This window comes from Pseudomonas gingeri, assembly GCF_013386115.1.
GTDB lineage: Bacteria > Pseudomonadota > Gammaproteobacteria > Pseudomonadales > Pseudomonadaceae > Aquipseudomonas > Aquipseudomonas gingeri.
In genome coordinates, this window is record NZ_JACAOR010000001.1 from 402,652 (window position 1) to 418,210 (window position 15,559).

Annotated in this window: 11 protein-coding genes; 1 reads left to right on the forward strand and 10 read right to left on the reverse strand. The window is 63.7% G+C overall.

Going from position 1 to position 15,559, the window contains the following annotated elements; all coding sequences use genetic code 11:
• Positions 1–60 precede the first annotated feature (60 nt).
• The 8 genes from HX881_RS01795 to mexE all read right to left on the reverse strand — a co-directional run bounded on the left by HX881_RS01795 (position 61) and on the right by mexE (position 12,303).
• The gene (locus HX881_RS01795; protein ID WP_017127258.1) at positions 61–1,116 is read right to left on the reverse strand and encodes a tetratricopeptide repeat protein; all 1,056 of its coding nucleotides are present in this window, start codon (positions 1,114–1,116) and stop codon (positions 61–63) included.
• A 76-nt stretch (positions 1,117–1,192) separates the two neighbouring features.
• Positions 1,193–2,092, reverse strand: coding sequence for a bestrophin family protein (locus HX881_RS01800; RefSeq protein WP_177082363.1), 900 nt, complete (start codon positions 2,090–2,092; stop codon positions 1,193–1,195).
• 115 nt (positions 2,093–2,207) lie between these two features.
• The gene (locus HX881_RS01805; protein ID WP_177082365.1) at positions 2,208–4,313 is read right to left on the reverse strand and encodes an EAL domain-containing protein; all 2,106 of its coding nucleotides are present in this window, start codon (positions 4,311–4,313) and stop codon (positions 2,208–2,210) included.
• Between the two features lie 186 nt (positions 4,314–4,499).
• Positions 4,500–4,868: a hypothetical protein gene (locus HX881_RS01810; protein ID WP_177082367.1), complete on the reverse strand. Its 369-nt coding sequence runs from the start codon at positions 4,866–4,868 to the stop codon at positions 4,500–4,502.
• A 59-nt stretch (positions 4,869–4,927) separates the two neighbouring features.
• Positions 4,928–6,196: an HAF family protein gene (locus HX881_RS01815; RefSeq protein ID WP_177082369.1), complete on the reverse strand. Its 1,269-nt coding sequence runs from the start codon at positions 6,194–6,196 to the stop codon at positions 4,928–4,930.
• Positions 6,197–6,433: 237 nt separating this feature from the next.
• A complete protein-coding gene (locus HX881_RS01820; RefSeq protein WP_177082371.1) occupies positions 6,434–7,858 on the reverse strand; it encodes an efflux transporter outer membrane subunit in 1,425 nt (474 codons plus the stop codon).
• Positions 7,855–11,034: an efflux RND transporter permease subunit gene (locus HX881_RS01825; protein ID WP_177082373.1), complete on the reverse strand. Its 3,180-nt coding sequence runs from the start codon at positions 11,032–11,034 to the stop codon at positions 7,855–7,857. Before HX881_RS01825 ends, HX881_RS01820 begins: the two co-directional genes overlap by 4 nt.
• 12 nt (positions 11,035–11,046) lie before the next feature.
• Positions 11,047–12,303, reverse strand: coding sequence for a multidrug efflux RND transporter periplasmic adaptor subunit MexE (mexE, locus tag HX881_RS01830; protein ID WP_177082375.1), 1,257 nt, complete (start codon positions 12,301–12,303; stop codon positions 11,047–11,049).
• A gap of 402 nt (positions 12,304–12,705) precedes the next feature.
• Between mexE and gltS the strand changes: the two genes are divergently transcribed.
• Positions 12,706–13,923, forward strand: coding sequence for a sodium/glutamate symporter (gene gltS, locus HX881_RS01835; RefSeq protein WP_177082377.1), 1,218 nt, complete (start codon positions 12,706–12,708; stop codon positions 13,921–13,923).
• A 9-nt stretch (positions 13,924–13,932) separates the two neighbouring features.
• On the opposite strand, the gene HX881_RS01840 is transcribed toward gltS, so the two are convergent.
• A complete protein-coding gene (locus tag HX881_RS01840; RefSeq protein WP_177082379.1) occupies positions 13,933–14,556 on the reverse strand; it encodes an HAD family hydrolase in 624 nt (207 codons plus the stop codon).
• Positions 14,557–14,590: 34 nt separating this feature from the next.
• Positions 14,591–15,505, reverse strand: a complete 915-nt coding sequence (locus HX881_RS01845) for a LysR family transcriptional regulator (protein ID WP_017127249.1) — start codon at positions 15,503–15,505, stop codon at positions 14,591–14,593.
• Positions 15,506–15,559 lie beyond the last annotated feature (54 nt).

A 15,559-nucleotide genomic window follows, 5' to 3' on the forward strand; every position in this document is an offset into this window, starting at 1 on the left:
GACGCCGCCTGTTCACTTGACCTCCGGATTCACGAGGTGTTCAGTCTTTTTGCTGGCGCTTCACAATCCCTGCTGCAGGGCAGGATCGTCGGGATTCTGCTGTTCCAGCTGCGCCAGCAGGATCTGCACGTTCTGCAACTGGCCGCTTTCCTTCCAGTAGCTGATCAGCAGCACGCGGGCCTTGCGGTTCGCCGGATGGCGCTGGACCAGCTCTTCGAGCTGGCGCTGGGCCGCTTCGAGCTGGTGCAGGTCGTGCAGGGTGGTGGCGAGCTTGTAGCGGTATTCGGTGTTGTCCGGTTCCAGCTCCACGGCCTTGGCCAGGCCCAGCAGGGCATACTCGGTCTGGCCATGGTGCAGCAGCCAGATGCCCAGGGCATGTTGCAGATAGGCCGACTGTGGTTGCACCTCCAGTTGCCGGGCCAGCAGTTGCCGGGCCTGGTCCGGCTGGCCGCGCTTGTCCAGCAGTTCGACGCGCGCGACCACTGCCCTGAGGTTGTTCGGCTCCAACTGCGACATGCGTTCGAGCGACTGCTGGGCCTCGTCCAGTTGCCCTTCGTGCAGGTACAGGCGGGCCAGTTGGAACTGGGCATCGGCACTCTCCGGCTGGGCCTTGAGGGTGCGTTCATATTCGTCGACCACCTGTTGCAGCGGGCCGAAATACAGGCCCTGGTCGTCCGGTGACAAGCCAAGCATGGCGTTGGCCGCGGCAAAGCGTACCTCCTGTTCGCTGTCCTCCAGCACCGGCCCGAGCAACAGGCTGCGCTGCGCTCCCGGCACCAGGCCGACGATGCTCTGGATCGCCGCCTCGCGGACCAGCGCCGAAGGGCTCTGCAAATCCGCGTCGGCCAGTTTCAATGCCTGGGGACTGGGATAGTTGGGCAGTTCGGCATGCAGCGCGGCCCGGCGGATATCCGACAGGTCGGTGCGCGCCAGTTGCTGGTAGAGCACCCGCGCGGCGCCCGGCTGGCCGTTGTGCGCCTGTTCCAGGGCGCGGCCGTAATTGACATGCGGGGTTTTCGCGGGCACCGCGGTCGGGCTGCGCATCCAGTGCCAGGCAAGGCCCAGGATCAGGAAGGCAAGCAGGCTGATGATCAGGTAACGGCGGGGCTTGGTCATGCAGTGTCCGTGAGCTGGCAGGCTTTTCCCAGAGCCGCCAGCTTCGGTCAGGAGCGCTTCGGAGTCAAACCCGCGATCAGTTGAGCACGTACTCGATGGGTTCCAGGGGCGGTGGCAGCTCGGTTTCGCCGAGGCTGGCGAGAATCTCCCGCTCGACCGTGCGCAGCAGCGCATTGCACGGCAAGTCGTTCTCGTCGAAACCGAACGGGTCCTCGAGGTCGTCGCCGATCTCGTCGAGGCCGAAAAAGGTGTAGCTGACAATCGCGGTAAACACCGGCGTCAACCAGCCCAGGGGTTCGGCCATGGCGAACGGCAGCAGGATGCAGAACAGATAGATGGTGCGGTGCAGCAACAGGGTATAGGGGAAGGGCAGCGGAGTGTGCTTGATCCGCTCGCAACTGGCCTGGACCTGGCTCAGGCTGGCCAGCCGGGCGGCAAAGACCGTATAGCGCCATTCGCCGAGCTGGCCCTGTTGCGCCAGGCGCGAGCAGCGCGCCCCGATTTGCTGCAAGAGGTGGTCGGTGACATTCGGATGGTTCTGCGGCGGCGGCTGCGTGGCCCACTCGCGCACGGCGGCGTGCTCGTCTTCCAGGCGCAGGCGGGCGATCAGGCCATGGGCAAAGCCGCAGAGGTCGTGCAGCAGGGCCTGGCGCTCGGCGGTGTCGGTGAACACCTGGCTTTCGCGGATCAGCGAGCGCACCTCGATGATCATCTGCCCCAGTTGCTTGCGGCCCTCCCACCAGCGGTCGTAGCAGGCATTGTTGCGAAAGCTCATGAAGATCGACAGCGACAGCCCGAGCAGGGTGAACGGCGTGGCGTTGACCTTGGAAAAGTAGGCCGGGTGCCAGGTTTCCACCAGCACGATGACCGAGGCCAGCAATGTCACCAGCAGGCTGCGCAGGGCAATCCGCTTGGCAATCGAGCCTTTCAGGGAAAACAGGATGCCGATCAGGTTCGGCTTGGGACGCACGATCATGGGAAGGGACTGGCAGCAGCGCGGGGGTTACGCCGAGCCAGACTAGAAGCCGCCGGCCTGCTTGTCCAATCGCTCTGCCCGACAGCTTGATCGAGGCTGTCTATCATCGAGGTGCTCATGCGTTGTTCGGCAATATCAACAGCCTTTCGCCGGCAGCCAGTTCCTGGCGCTGCAGAACAAATGCGGGCATCTGTGTCGCGTTGATCGCCTTGCTGAAATACCAGCCCTGGATCACCAGTTCGCGGGAGGACTGCAAGGCGTCGTACTGCTCCCGGGTTTCCACGCCTTCGACGATGATGTCGAGGTCGAGGGTTTCGCACAGCCGCAGCATGCCGCTCAGAACCCGTGCGCCATTGGCATGACGGTGGGCGACGACAAAGCTGCGGTCGATCTTGATGCCATCGATCCTGAACTGGTGCAGGTAGCTCAGGGCCGAATAGCCGGTGCCGAAATCGTCGATATACAGTTTGGCGCCGAAGCCGTGCAGGCCTTCGATCAGGCGGTGGATCAACTGCACGTCGCCGACCAGCGCATCCTCGGTCAACTCGACGGAAATCCGCCCGTGGGCCTGGGCGAGAATCTCCAGCAGGCGTTCGCCGTGCTCGGGCGTGCTCAGGGTCGCGGCCGTGACATTGATGGTCATTGGCAGTTCGAAGCCGATCTTCTGCCAGCGCCGATATTGCTCCAGCGCCTGGGAGGCGACCCACAGGTCGACATCGGCCATCAGGTTGGCCTGGGCCAGCCATCTGAGAAACTCCCAGGGCTGCTGGGCACGGCCGTCCTTGTCACGGGCACGCATCAAGGCCTCGCAACCGATGCACAGGCCGCTCACCTTGGAGATCTGTGGCTGGAATTCCAGGTGGAATTCGTATTCGCTGATGAGCCGGATACGTTCCAGTTCCTCGGTGCGCCGGGCCTCGTTGCGGTGCGCGGCGACCACCGGGTCGAGCTCGAACAACCGGCCCTTTTCCTCCAGGCTGCGAAAGGTAGTGTCGAAGGACCTGATGTAGATGTTCTGTTCTTCGGCCTGCTGGCGATGCAGGGCAATCACATACGGCGCGTACACCAGGCAGCCGACGGCGACGAGTACCAGTTGCAGGACCACGGCCGCCCAGTCGCCGTTGGTGCTCAGGTAGGCATTGAGCAGCACCGGCGAAGTCAGCGGCATGCCGGTCACCACCGGAGCGACCCAGCCGGCCTGCACGGCCGCCACCGCCAGCACGGTATTGAGCATGGGCGCGATGAGAAAGGGCAGGAACAGCCTTGGGTTGAGGATGATCGGCAGCCCGAACAGCAGGATCTCGTTGACATTGAACAGCGACAACGGCGTCGCGGCCAGGGCCAGCAGGCGCAGGGAGCGGTCGCGGGAAAACAGCAGGATGGCAACGATCAGCGACAGCGAGGCACCGGAGCCGCCGGTGAAGGCGAAGCAGCCCAGCAGGCCGCTGTTGAGCGCATAGCGGGCCGGCTCGGCGGCGGCGACGTTGAGCTGGTTGACCGTCACCGCCAGGTCAAGGACGTCGAACAGCGGCTGCATGGCATGGGCGCCGTGGATGCCGAAGAACCACAGCATCGAGTTGGTCGCGCTGATCAGCAGCCCATAGGCATAGGGATGGTCGAGTGCCGTCAGGTCGAAGAGCACCTGCATCTGGGCGACGCTGGGGATCTCCAGCAGCAGCGACAGCACCATCACCAGCACCGCCGCGGTCAACAGGCCGGGAATCACCACATTGATGCTGTCGCGCACGTTGTAGCCGACCACGTTTTCCCGTACCAGCCGCAGCCAGGGCTGGCGGTAGAGCCGGGCAATGATCGGCACGTTGACCAGCGGCGAGGCGATGGCGATAAACAGCACCAGCGTCGCGGCCGCGCGGGGGTAGTCCTGCAGCAGGTAGATCGCGATCACCACATGGGTCAGGCACAGGAACGCCACCGGCACCTGCGGCAAGCGGTAGCGGATCGCGAGCATGTAGCCGATCGAGGCGGCGACCAGCAAGGGTAGGGTGCCGCTGATCTTCTCGTGCAGCCCGGCGAGGAAGTCCACCAGCTCATCCGGCGCACCCAGCAACCGGGCACAGACCGACAGCACGAGGAAGGCGGCCGAAACCAGCAGGCACGGCAACAGCCAGAGCAGCCCTTCGCGAATGGCCCGCAACGAGTCGGCGCCGGCCAGCGCCGCCAGGCGATTGGTCAGGAACAACTTGAAGACTGACTGTGACATTGTCCAACCCCTTTAGACCTTCAGTCTTGAAGGGGCATATGGCCATCAGGCTGGTCCCCTGGACGCGAGCATATCCCGAGATGCCCCGAAAAGGCCAAGCCGCCGATGGAAAAAGCCCCGAGGCCAAAGGCGCTCGGGGCTGCTCGGTGGGAGTCCGGCAAGGATGTCACGACCACCTGATCGGTTTCAGTAACGCATCTGGCCGTAAGGTGGCGTGTTGGCGTTCTGGCCGCGGTTGTAACCGACAGCGAAGCCGTAGTTGTAGCCCGCCGCGTAGCCGGCGGCATAGGTATTGCGCCCGGCTGCATAGCCGTCCACCTGTCCCGCGGTGTAGCCGGCATGGAAGCCCGCGGAATAACCGGTGGGCCTGACGGCAACGTTGGTGCTACAGGTGTACCGGCAAAGGGGCGCGGCGTGGCTGGAGGTGGCGATCAACGGGCAGGCTACGCCCATCGCGATCAGCATGGCCACGGCAAATCCCCTTTTGCGGGGCCGGGTACGCAACGCCCTGGCGTGACGGGAACAGTCCGATGGGCAAAGAGCGATAGCAGTCATTTCAGTATTCCTCCGGATCAAGCCGATGCGCTTCAATGGAAGCCAGAACGGCCTTTGTGCTAGTTGTTGAAAATAACCCCATCGTCCTGCTCGCTGACGCTGGCGTCTTCACTGACGCCGGCGGTATAGGCGCCATTGGGAGAAATGGCGTCGGCACAGTCGTTGCCACCGGCTCCCAGGGGGCTGATTGCCAGGAGGGTGCCGCCGGAGCTGTGGTAAGTGAAGGCTTCGCTGACGCCCGCCACTTCACCGCAACCGACGATGATGCCGTTGTCGGAGATGGCCTTGGCGGTGGCTCTGGCGCTACCGGCCAGGAGTGGGACCGGAATCCCGTTGGTACCGGTGGCGGGGTCCCAGAAGAACCCGGTAGTAAAGCCCCCGGATTTCAGCCGGTTACCGGCGATCTGCCCTGACGCATTCATGGCGACCCCGGAGTTACGCAGCGAGGTGTTGCCGTTGATGGTCAGCATCACCGTCGGCGCGCTGGCACCGCCGGCCGGCCACTGCACGGTTTTATAGGTATCGGGTACGTAATAACAGGTACCGAGGATTTTTCCGCTCAGATTGATCTCACTGGCGACGCAGTAGCTGGCCCCACTGGGCACAGGCAGCACGGTATAGCCGGAGCTGGCATTGGCCCAGAGCACGGCGCGATTTTTCCCCGAACCACCGGTACCGGCCGGACAATTGCCAATAATCGCTGGCGTTGCCGCATCACTGATGTCCGCCGGACTGCAGTTGCTGACCGAGCCGAGCAGCGGTGGCAGCAGGCTGTTCGCGGCTCCGGTGGAACTCCACACCACCGGCGTGGCTTCACCGGTGGGGCTGATGCTGATGCCCGTCACGACACCCGCGAGGTTGACGGCCGCGGCCTCGGTCTGCACGTCGGGTACCAGGCGCAGGCCGGCGAGCAGGGGCAGCGGTTGCAGTTGCTGAGGGGGCGCGGTGAGATTGTTGACCGACCATTTGACCGCCTGATTCACTTCGAGACTGTCTTCACAGGTACCGACGATCACGGCCGTGCTTGCCGGGGCATTGCTGATTGCACCGGCGGCACAGGCCCCCGGGTCTCCACTGGCGGAGGTGAACAAAGGCGGGAGAGCCGTTGCCCCGCCAGACAGAGTGTCCACCAGCGCTGACTCGTAAAAACTCACCGACATGGATTTGCCCACAAAATAATGATAGTCGTTGCCTGCGGTGAGGCGGCTGCTGAGAACAGTGGAATTGCTGACGTTATCGTTCCAGGTGGCAGCCTGGACCACCGTGGCGAGGTTGACACTCGCGACCACCAAGCCGAGTGAGGTAACAAGACGAGAGGGGAGTTTCATAACGCTTCTCCTTGCGATGATGAGTGCGCGCGCACGATCTATGCGCGTCCTTACCGTACCCCTCGGTTCATCGCCCCGGTAACTGTCAGAAATGACAGTTGGTTAGAGCATTTCGGAGCTGAAGAAATATCTTGTAACACTATCCTTAGCTGTTATTCGTGGACGAAAAAAAGCCCCGCGACCGAAGGGGCGCGGGGCCGAAGCGGTTGGAGGGGCATCCAACCAGGAGAGTTTGAATCAGTTGCTGGCGACGGTCTGCGGCGCGTAGCCGCCACCCAGGGCCTTGTAGATCGCGACGATGCCGCGATACAGGTCGGTCTCGGCCTGGGCCTGGCTGTCTTCGGCGGCCAGGCGTTCGCGCTGGGCATCGAGCAGTACCAGGAAGTCCACGGTGCCTTCGCGGTAGCGGATCGCGGCCAGGTCGGCGGCGGTGCGGCTCGACTCGCTCTGGCGGATCAGCGAGATCAGGCGTTGCTGGCGCTTGCCGTAGTCACTGAAGGCGTTCTGCGATTCTTCCAGGGCCAGCAGCACTTGCTGCTCGTAGGTGGCCAGGGCGCCTTCGGCTTCGGCATTGGCGCCGCGCAGGCGGGCCCGCACGCTGCCCAGGTTGAATGCCGGCCAGGTGATGCTCGGGCCAAGGGCCCAGGCATTGGCGGCCGACGAGCCGATCTGCGAACCCCGTCCGGCGGTAAAGCCGAGGAAGCCGCTGAGGCTGACCCGTGGGAACAGGTCGGCCTTGGCCACGCCGATCCGCGCGGTGGCGGCGGCCAGCTTGCGCTCGGCGCTGAGGATATCCGGACGGCGTTGCAGCAGCTCACCCGGATTGCCGATAGCCAGGGCCTTTGAGATCGCCGGCAGGTCCTTCGGACTCAAGTCCACCGACAGCGTATCCGGGCGCTCGCCGAGCAGGGTAGCGATGCGATTGCGCTCGCGGACCTGTTCGGCCTGCAGTTGCGGCACGCTGGCTTCGACCGCCGCGAGGCGGGCATCGGCACGGACCACATCGAGCTGGTCGCCGACCCCGGCGTCACGCAGGCTTTCGGTGATGCCCTTGGATTCCTGCTGGTTCTTCAGGTTGGCCAGGGCGATCTTTTCCCGCAATTGCGCACCGCGCAGTTGCCCGTAGGCATCCACCAGCTCGGCAATCATGGTCACCTGCAACTGGTACAGATCGGCTTCGGCCGACTGCTGGTCGGCGTCGGCGGCTTCCAGGCTGCGCTGGATGCGGCCGAACAGGTCGACCTCCCAGGCCATGTCCAGGCCCAGGTCATAGCGTTCGCTATTGACCCGGCTCTCGGTCTGGCCCGGTACCTGGCCCTTGCCCAGATCGGCACTGGCCCGGCTGGTGATGGTCGGCATGGCGTCATCGCTGACGTCATCGCGGATCGCCCGCGCCGCTTTCAGGCGGGCGAAGGCGACGCGCAACTCACGGTTGCCGGCCAGGGACTGGGTCACCAGCTTGTTGAGGGTCGGATCGTCGAACTGCTGCCACCAGATACCTTCGAAGCGGGCGCGGTCGAAATTCTTCTGGCCGGCGCTGCCATCGGTGGCGGCGGTGATGTTCGCCGCCGCCGTGTCAGGAGTCTTGTAGTCCGGGCCGACGGCACAGGCGCTCAGCGCCAGTACCAGCAGGCTCGGGAGAAAGGCCTTCATACTGCTCATTGTTGCGCCTCCAGCTTGAGGGCCCGGGCTGCCTTGCGAGCTTCACTACGCTCGACAGAGCGGCGGATCAATACATAGAACACAGGGGTCAGCAGCAGACCGAAGAAGGTCACGCCGAGCATCCCGGAGAACACCGCCACACCCATGGCATGACGCATCTCGGCACCGGCACCGCTGGAGAACACCAGGGGGACCACACCCATGATGAACGCGACGGAGGTCATCAGGATCGGCCGCAGACGCAGGCGGCAGGCTTCCAGTACCGCGCTCAGCGGATCGAGGCCTTCTTCCTGCTTGTCCTTGGCGAACTCGACGATCAGGATCGCGTTCTTGCACGCCAGGCCCACCAGTACGATCAAGCCGATCTGGGTGAAGATGTTGTTGTCGCCACCGGAGGCAATCACCCCGGCAATCGCCGACAGCAGGGTCATCGGTACGATCAGGATGACCGCCAGCGGCAGGCTCCAGCTTTCATACAGTGCCGCCAGTACCAGGAACGCCAGCAGTACGCAGAGCGGGAACACCAGCAGTGCGGTATTGCCCGAGAGGATCTGCTGGTAGGTCAGGTCGGTCCACTCGTAGGTCATGCCGTTGGGCAGTTCGTCCTTCAGCAGTTTCTCGATGGCCGCCTGGGCCTGGCCGGAGCTGTAGCCCGGTGCCGCGGCGCCGTTGATTTCGGCGGTGATGAAGCCGTTGTAGTGCATCACGCGGTCCGGCCCGGAGGTGTCGCTGACCTTGATGAAGGTCGCCAGCGGGATCATCTCGCCCTTGTTGTTGCGTACTTTCAGCTGGCCGATCTGGTCGGACTCGAGGCGGAACTGCTGTTCGGCCTGGACGTTGACCTGATAGGTACGACCGAAGCGGTTGAAGTCGTTGGCATACAGCGAACCCAGGTAGACCTGCAGGGTGTCGAAGATGTCACTGACGGCCACGCCGTGGGTCTTGGCCTTCTCGCGGTCGATGGCGGCATCCACCTGCGGCACGTTGACGGTGTAGCTGGTGAACAACCCGGCCAGCTCCGGCACGCTGCGGCTCTTGGTGATGATGTTCATCGTTTCCTTGTACAGCTCTTCATAGCCCAGGTTGCCCCGGTCTTCGATCTGCAGTCGGAACCCGCCGATGGTGCCCAGGCCTTGTACCGGCGGTGGCGGGAAGATCGCCATGTAGGCTTCCTGGATCCCGGCGAACTTGCCGTTCAAGGCACCGGCGATGGCGCCGGCCGATTCACTCGGGTCCTTGCGCTCGTCGAACGGCTTGAGGGTGACGAACACGATGCCGGCGTTCGGGCTGTTGGTGAACCCGTTGATCGACAGGCCGGGGAAGGCCACCGCGCTTTCCACGCCAGGCTGTTTCAGGGCCAGGTCGGACATGCGCTTGATCACGTCTTCGGTACGGTCCAGGCTGGCCGCGTCCGGCAGTTGGGCGAAGGCCACCAGGTACTGCTTGTCCTGGCCTGGCACGAAGCCGGTCGGGGTGCTGGAGAAGCCGAGCCAGGTCAGGACCATCAGGCCCGCATACAGCACCAGGGCGACGCCGCTGACCCGGATGACACGGGTCACGGTGCCGACATAACCATGGCTGGCCTTGTCGAAGAAGCGGTTGAACGGACGGAACAGCCAGCCACCCAGCAGCGCGTCGAGAACCTTCGAGAAGCGGTCTTTCGGGGCGTGGTGGTCCTTGAGCAATACCGCGGCCAGGGCCGGCGACAGGGTCAGGGAGTTGAACGCCGAGATCACGGTCGAGATGGCGATGGTCAGGGCGAACTGCTTGTAGAACTGGCCGGTCAGGCCGGAGATGAAGGCCGCCGGGATAAACACCGCGCAGAGCACCAGCGCCGTGGCGATGATGGGACCGGTCACTTCACGCATGGCACGCTTGGTGGCTTCGATCGGGCTGAGGCCCAGGCCGATGTTCCGCTCGACGTTTTCCACCACCACGATGGCGTCGTCCACCACGATACCGATCGCCAGTACCAGGCCGAACAGCGACAGCGCGTTAAGCGAGAAGCCGAACATGTGCATGATGGCGAAGGTACCGATCAGCGATACCGGTACGGCGACCAGCGGAATGATCGAGGCACGCCAGGTCTGCAGGAACAGGATCACCACCAGGACCACGAGGATCAGGGCTTCGAACAGGGTGTGCACCACCGCTTCGATGGAGCCGCGCACGAAGATGGTCGGGTCGTAGACGATGCTGAAGTCCATGCCTTCGGGGAAGTCCTTCTTCAGCTCGGCCATCTTGGCGCGCACTTCGTTGGAAATCTCGATGGCGTTGGAGCCTGGACGCTGGAAGATCGGGATCGCCACCGCCGGCTGGTTGTTCAGCAGCGAGCGCAGGGCGTACTGGCTGGAGCCGAGCTCGACCCGGGCGATGTCCTTGAGACGGGTGATTTCGCCGTCGTCGCCGACACGGATCACGATGTTCTCGAACTCTTCTTCGGAGACCAGGCGGCCCTGGGCGTTGATCGACATCTGGAAGCTGGTGGCGGTAGGCGCCGGAGGCGCGCCCAGTTGACCGGCCGCGACCTGGCGGTTCTGCTCGCGAATGGCGTTGACCACATCGGTGGCGGTCAGGTTGCGCGAGGCGGTCTTGTTCGGATCGAGCCATACCCGCAGGGAGTAGTCGCCCATGCCGAACAGCTGCACGTCACCGACACCGCCCAGGCGGGCCAGCTCATCCTTGATATTGAGCAAGGCGTAGTTGGACAGGTAGAGCATGTCGTAGCGCTTGTCCGGCGAGGTCAAGTGCACAACCATGGTCAGGTCGGGCGAGGCCTTGTCGACGGTGATACCGATACGGGTCACTTCGACCGGCAGTTTCGGCTCGGTCCGGGTCACGCGGTTCTGCACCTGTACCTGCGCGTTGTCCAGGTCGGTGCCCAGGGCGAAGGTGATGGTCAGGGTCAGCTTGCCGTCGGCGGTGGACTGCGAGGACATGTAGAGCATGTTCTCGACGCCGGTGATGGCCTGTTCCAGGGGCGCGGCCACGGTTTCACCGATGACCTTGGGGTTGGCGCCGGGGAAGTTGGCGCGTACCACCACGGTCGGCGGAACCACTTCCGGGTATTCGCTGATCGGCAACTGGAACAGCGAGATCGCACCGGCGATCAGGATCAGCAGCGAGAGTACCGCCGCGAAGATCGGTCTTGATATGAAGAACTGGGAAAAATTCATCGTGTGTATCCCTTAACCGCGTGGAGTCGCTGCGGCCAGCTTGTTAGCCTGGGCCGGAGCGCCTTTGGCCGGCGCAACCTGCTGCAGGTTGCTGGCTTCCAGGGCTTGTCGTTGTTCTGCCAGAGCGGCGAGGGTTTCCTTGCTGGCCATCGGGATCACTTCAGGATCCACCGGCGAGCCCGGACGCACGCGTTGCAGGCCTTTGACGATGACGGTGTCATCCTTGTTCAGGCCGCTGCGCACGATCCGCAGACCTTCGATTTTCGGACCCAGCTCGACCGAGCGGTAGGCGGTCTTCTTGTCGGCGTCCATCACCAGCACGAACTTCTTGCCCAGGTCGGTACCGACCGCTTCGTCGTTGATCAGCACGGCGGCGTAGGTGCCGCTGCCGACCAGCTTCAGGCGGGCGTACAGGCCGGGGGTGAAGCTGCCGTCGGTGTTGTCGAACACGGCGCGACCGCGGATGGTGCCGGTGCGTGGGTTGACCTGGTTGTCGACGAAGTTCATCTGACCCAGGTGCGGGTTGCCGGTTTCATTGGACAGACCGAGGTAGACCGGGGTGGTAGCGCCACGCTTGCCCTGGCGAGCTAGCTGGGTGTACTTGAGGTAGACCCGCTCGTCGGCGTCGAAGTAGGCGTAGACCTTGTCGGTGGAAACCACGCTGGTCAACGGCGTGACATCGGCGGTGACGATGTTGCCGGCGGTGATTTCGGCACGGCTGACACGGCCGCTGATGGGCGCGGTGACGCGGGTGAAGCTCAGGTTCAGGCGAGCCAGGTCCAGTTGCGCCTGGGTCGCATCGACCGCGGCCTTGGATTCCTGGGCGGTGCTGGTGCGGGTGTCGGCCAGTTCGGCGGAAATCGCGTTGCTGGTCAGCAGGCGCTTGCCACGCTCGGCCTCGTTGGCGGTACGGCTGGCGGTGGCGCGGGTCTGCTGCAGTTGGGCTTCCAGGCGATGGACTTCAGCCTGGTAGGGGCGGGGGTCTATCTGGAACAGCAGGTCGCCTTTCTTGACCAGCGCACCTTCGGTGAAGGCCACCTGATCGATCTGGCCGGAAACCCGCGGGCGGATTTCCACGGTTTCCGGGGCTTCGAGGCGCCCGGTGAACTCGTCCCATTCATTGACGGGCTGTTCGATGACCTTGGCCACGCTGACCTTGGTTGCCGGCATCGCACCACCTGCCGCCACGGGCGCTTTGCCGCAGGCACTCATCACGACGACTGCCAGGGCAGCCAGGGGGAAGCGCAAAAGTTTAAGTGACTGTTCCATGGGGGGAGTCCGCCAATCTATTGAGATGGGCGGATCATGCTGTGGGCGTTGATCGCACACGAATCGAATGAAGCGAAGGTAACTATCATCCGGAATGATATCAAACCGAATCCAGCCCACTAGCATGCGCCTTCCGTTAGCAGCCTATCCATTACAGAAAGCGCAAATCACTGTTGCCGGGAATGCAACAGCGCGTCACGGCGCTGATCCTACGCCGGCCGATCCGAATATTCAGAATTATCCGATGATGGATGGGAACACGGCCTACATCGCTGGCGATACGGGTCAGTACAATTCAGCGACACGAAAATGCTGATTCAGACCCCGACACGCGAGTTGTCGGGAGGGCCCGACTTTGCCCGCGGCAGGGGCAGACAAAAATAATTACCGAGGATTCTCCATATGGTTCAACTCGACTTCTACGGCACGCTGGTGGCCGCTTCCCTGGTGTTGCTGCTGGGCCGTGGACTCTGTAGCCGCGTCGGTTTCCTGCGCACCTACAACATTCCCGAACCCGTTGCCGGCGGCCTGGTGGTGGCGCTGGTGCTGTTGCTCCTGCGGGTAGCGTTCGACTTCAAGGTGGGCTTCGATACCTCGCTGCAGGCCCCGTTGATGCTGGCTTTCTTCGCCACCATTGGCCTCAACGCCGATTTCACCAGCCTGAAGAAAGGCGGGCGGGTGCTCGGGACTTTCCTGTTGGTGGTCGTCGGCTTGCTGGTGGTGCAGAACGCCCTGGGCGTGTCACTGGCCGCCGCGCTCGGCCTGGATCCGCTGATGGGCTTGCTGGCCGGTTCCATCACCTTGTCGGGCGGTCACGGCACCGGCGCGGCCTGGAGTTCGGTGTTCGCCGAGCAATATCGCGTGATGTCCGCCGCGGAGCTGGCCATGGCCTCGGCGACCTTCGGCCTGGTCTTGGGTGGCCTGATCGGGGGACCGGTGGCCAGGTTGCTGCTCAAGCGCGTAAAGACCCAGGGGGTGCCCCAGGAAAAGGCGGTCCTGGGCGTGCCGAAGGGCTTCGAGCAGCCCGAGCGCGAGCGGATGATCACGCCGGGCTCCTTTATAGAGACACTGGCGTTGATTGCCATCAGCCTGTTGGCCGGTACCTTCCTCAGCGATCTGATCAAGGGCACGGCCCTGGAATTGCCGACGTTCGTCTGTGTGCTGTTTGTCGGCGTGGTCTTGCGCAACGGTCTGTCGGCGCTGGGCTGGCATGAGGTTTTCGAGCGCGAGGTATCGGTGCTGGGCAATGTCAGCCTGTCGCTGTTCCTGGCCATTGCGCTGATGTCGCTGAAACTCTGGGACCTGGCGGCGCTGGCCTTGCCGATCTTTATCCTGCTGACGGCCCAGGCGGTATTGATGGCGCTGTTCGCCATCTTCGTCACCTTCCGCGTGATGGGCCGCAACTATGATGCCGTGGCCCTGGCCGCCGGGCACTGCGGCTTCGGCCTGGGGGCAACGCCCACGGCGATCGCCAACATGCAGGCGGTGACCCAGCGCTACGGCCCGTCGCGGATCGCCTTCCTGGTGGTGCCCATGGTCGGGGCGTTTTTTATCGATATCGCCAATGCCATCGTGATCAAGCTGTATCTGGCATTGCCGTTTATCGGCAGTGTCGCCTGACGGATCGCTTCAGAACTGCACGCCCAGTTCCCGCAGGCGCTGTTGGGTGGCGTCTGCGGACACGTGATGAATACCTTGCCAGCCGAGGGCGATGGCGGCCTCGACGTTGGTCGCGACATCGTCGATAAACACCAGCTCTCGCGGCTGGATATCCGGCAGATGCGCACGAACCTGACCCAGGCTCAGCTGGTAGATCCGCGCGTCGGGCTTGATCTGCTTCACTTCGCCCGACACCACGATGTCACGGAAGCGCTGCAGGAAGGGATAGTTGGCGCGGGCATAGGGAAAGGTTTCCGCCGACCAGTTGGTCAGGCCGAACAATGGCATATCTGCCTCATGCAGGGCTTCCAGGATAGCCACGCCGCCGGGCAGCGGCCCGCGCAACATCTCGTGCCAGCGGTCGTAATAGGCCCGGATCAGGGGTTCGTGTCGCGGATGTCGGGCAATCAGGGTGCGGGTGGCTTCGGCCAGCGTGCGGCCGGCATCCTGCTCGGTATTCCATTCCTGGGTGCAGATATTGTCCAGGAACCACTGCCTTTCCTGTTCATCGGCGATCAGCTGGCGGTACAGGTGCTGCGGACTCCAGTCGAACAAGACACCGCCGAAATCGAAAACCACTGCGCGAATCGTCATGCGTATCCTCCATGGGTGGGCGAGCACCTTAGCGTCAGAGACTGTCCGGATCCCCGCAGAACATCTGGATCCGCGAGCGCAACCAGCGTTCGCCCGGGTCGTTGTCCTGGGAACCGCGCCAAGCCATGTGCAGTTCGAAACTCTGCACCGGCAACGGCGGGTCCTCGGCGCGCACCCCGCCAGCGGCAGTCAGGGCGTCGGCGGTGTAGTCCGGCACGGTGGCGACGATGTCGGTGCCGCTGATCAGGGTGCTCAGGCCGTTGAATTGCGGGACCGCGAGCACCACATGCCGCTTGCGCCCGAGTTTTTCCAGTTCGGTATCGATAAAGCCGCTCAGGTCGCCGGCAAAGGATACCAGCGCATGAGGCCGTGCACAGAAGTCGTCCAGCGACAGCGGGCCGGGCATGCTGTCGGCGCGCAGCAGTTTCGGCGAGCTGCGCCGCAGCACCTTGCGCTTGGCGTTGGCCGGCAGGTCGGTGGTGTAGCAGACCCCGATGGAGATCTCGCCGGAACCCAGCTTGGCCGGGATCAGCAGGTAGTTGACGCGACGGATCACCAGCACGATGCCCGGGGCTTCGGCCCGCAGGCGCTTGAGCAACTGCGGCAGCAGGGCGAACTCGACGTCGTCGGACAGGCCGATGCGAAACACCGAGGTACTGGTCGCCGGGTCGAACTCGGATGCGCGGCTTACCGCGGTGGAAATCGAATCCAGCGCCGGCGAGAGCAGGGCGAAGATCTCCACGGCGCGGGCCGAAGGCTCCATGCTGCGGCCGGTGCGCACGAACAGCGGGTCATCGAACAGGCTGCGCAGGCGCGACAAGGCCGCACTGATGGCCGGCTGACCGAGGAACAGCTTTTCCGCCGCCCGGGTTACGCTCCGTTCGTGCATCAGGGTTTCGAAGACAATCAGCAGGTTCAGATCGACGCGGCGCAGGTCGTTACGGTTCATCGGGCTCGCTTCACAGGTCGGTCAATAACGAATGAGGTGAATCTTACGGGCAAA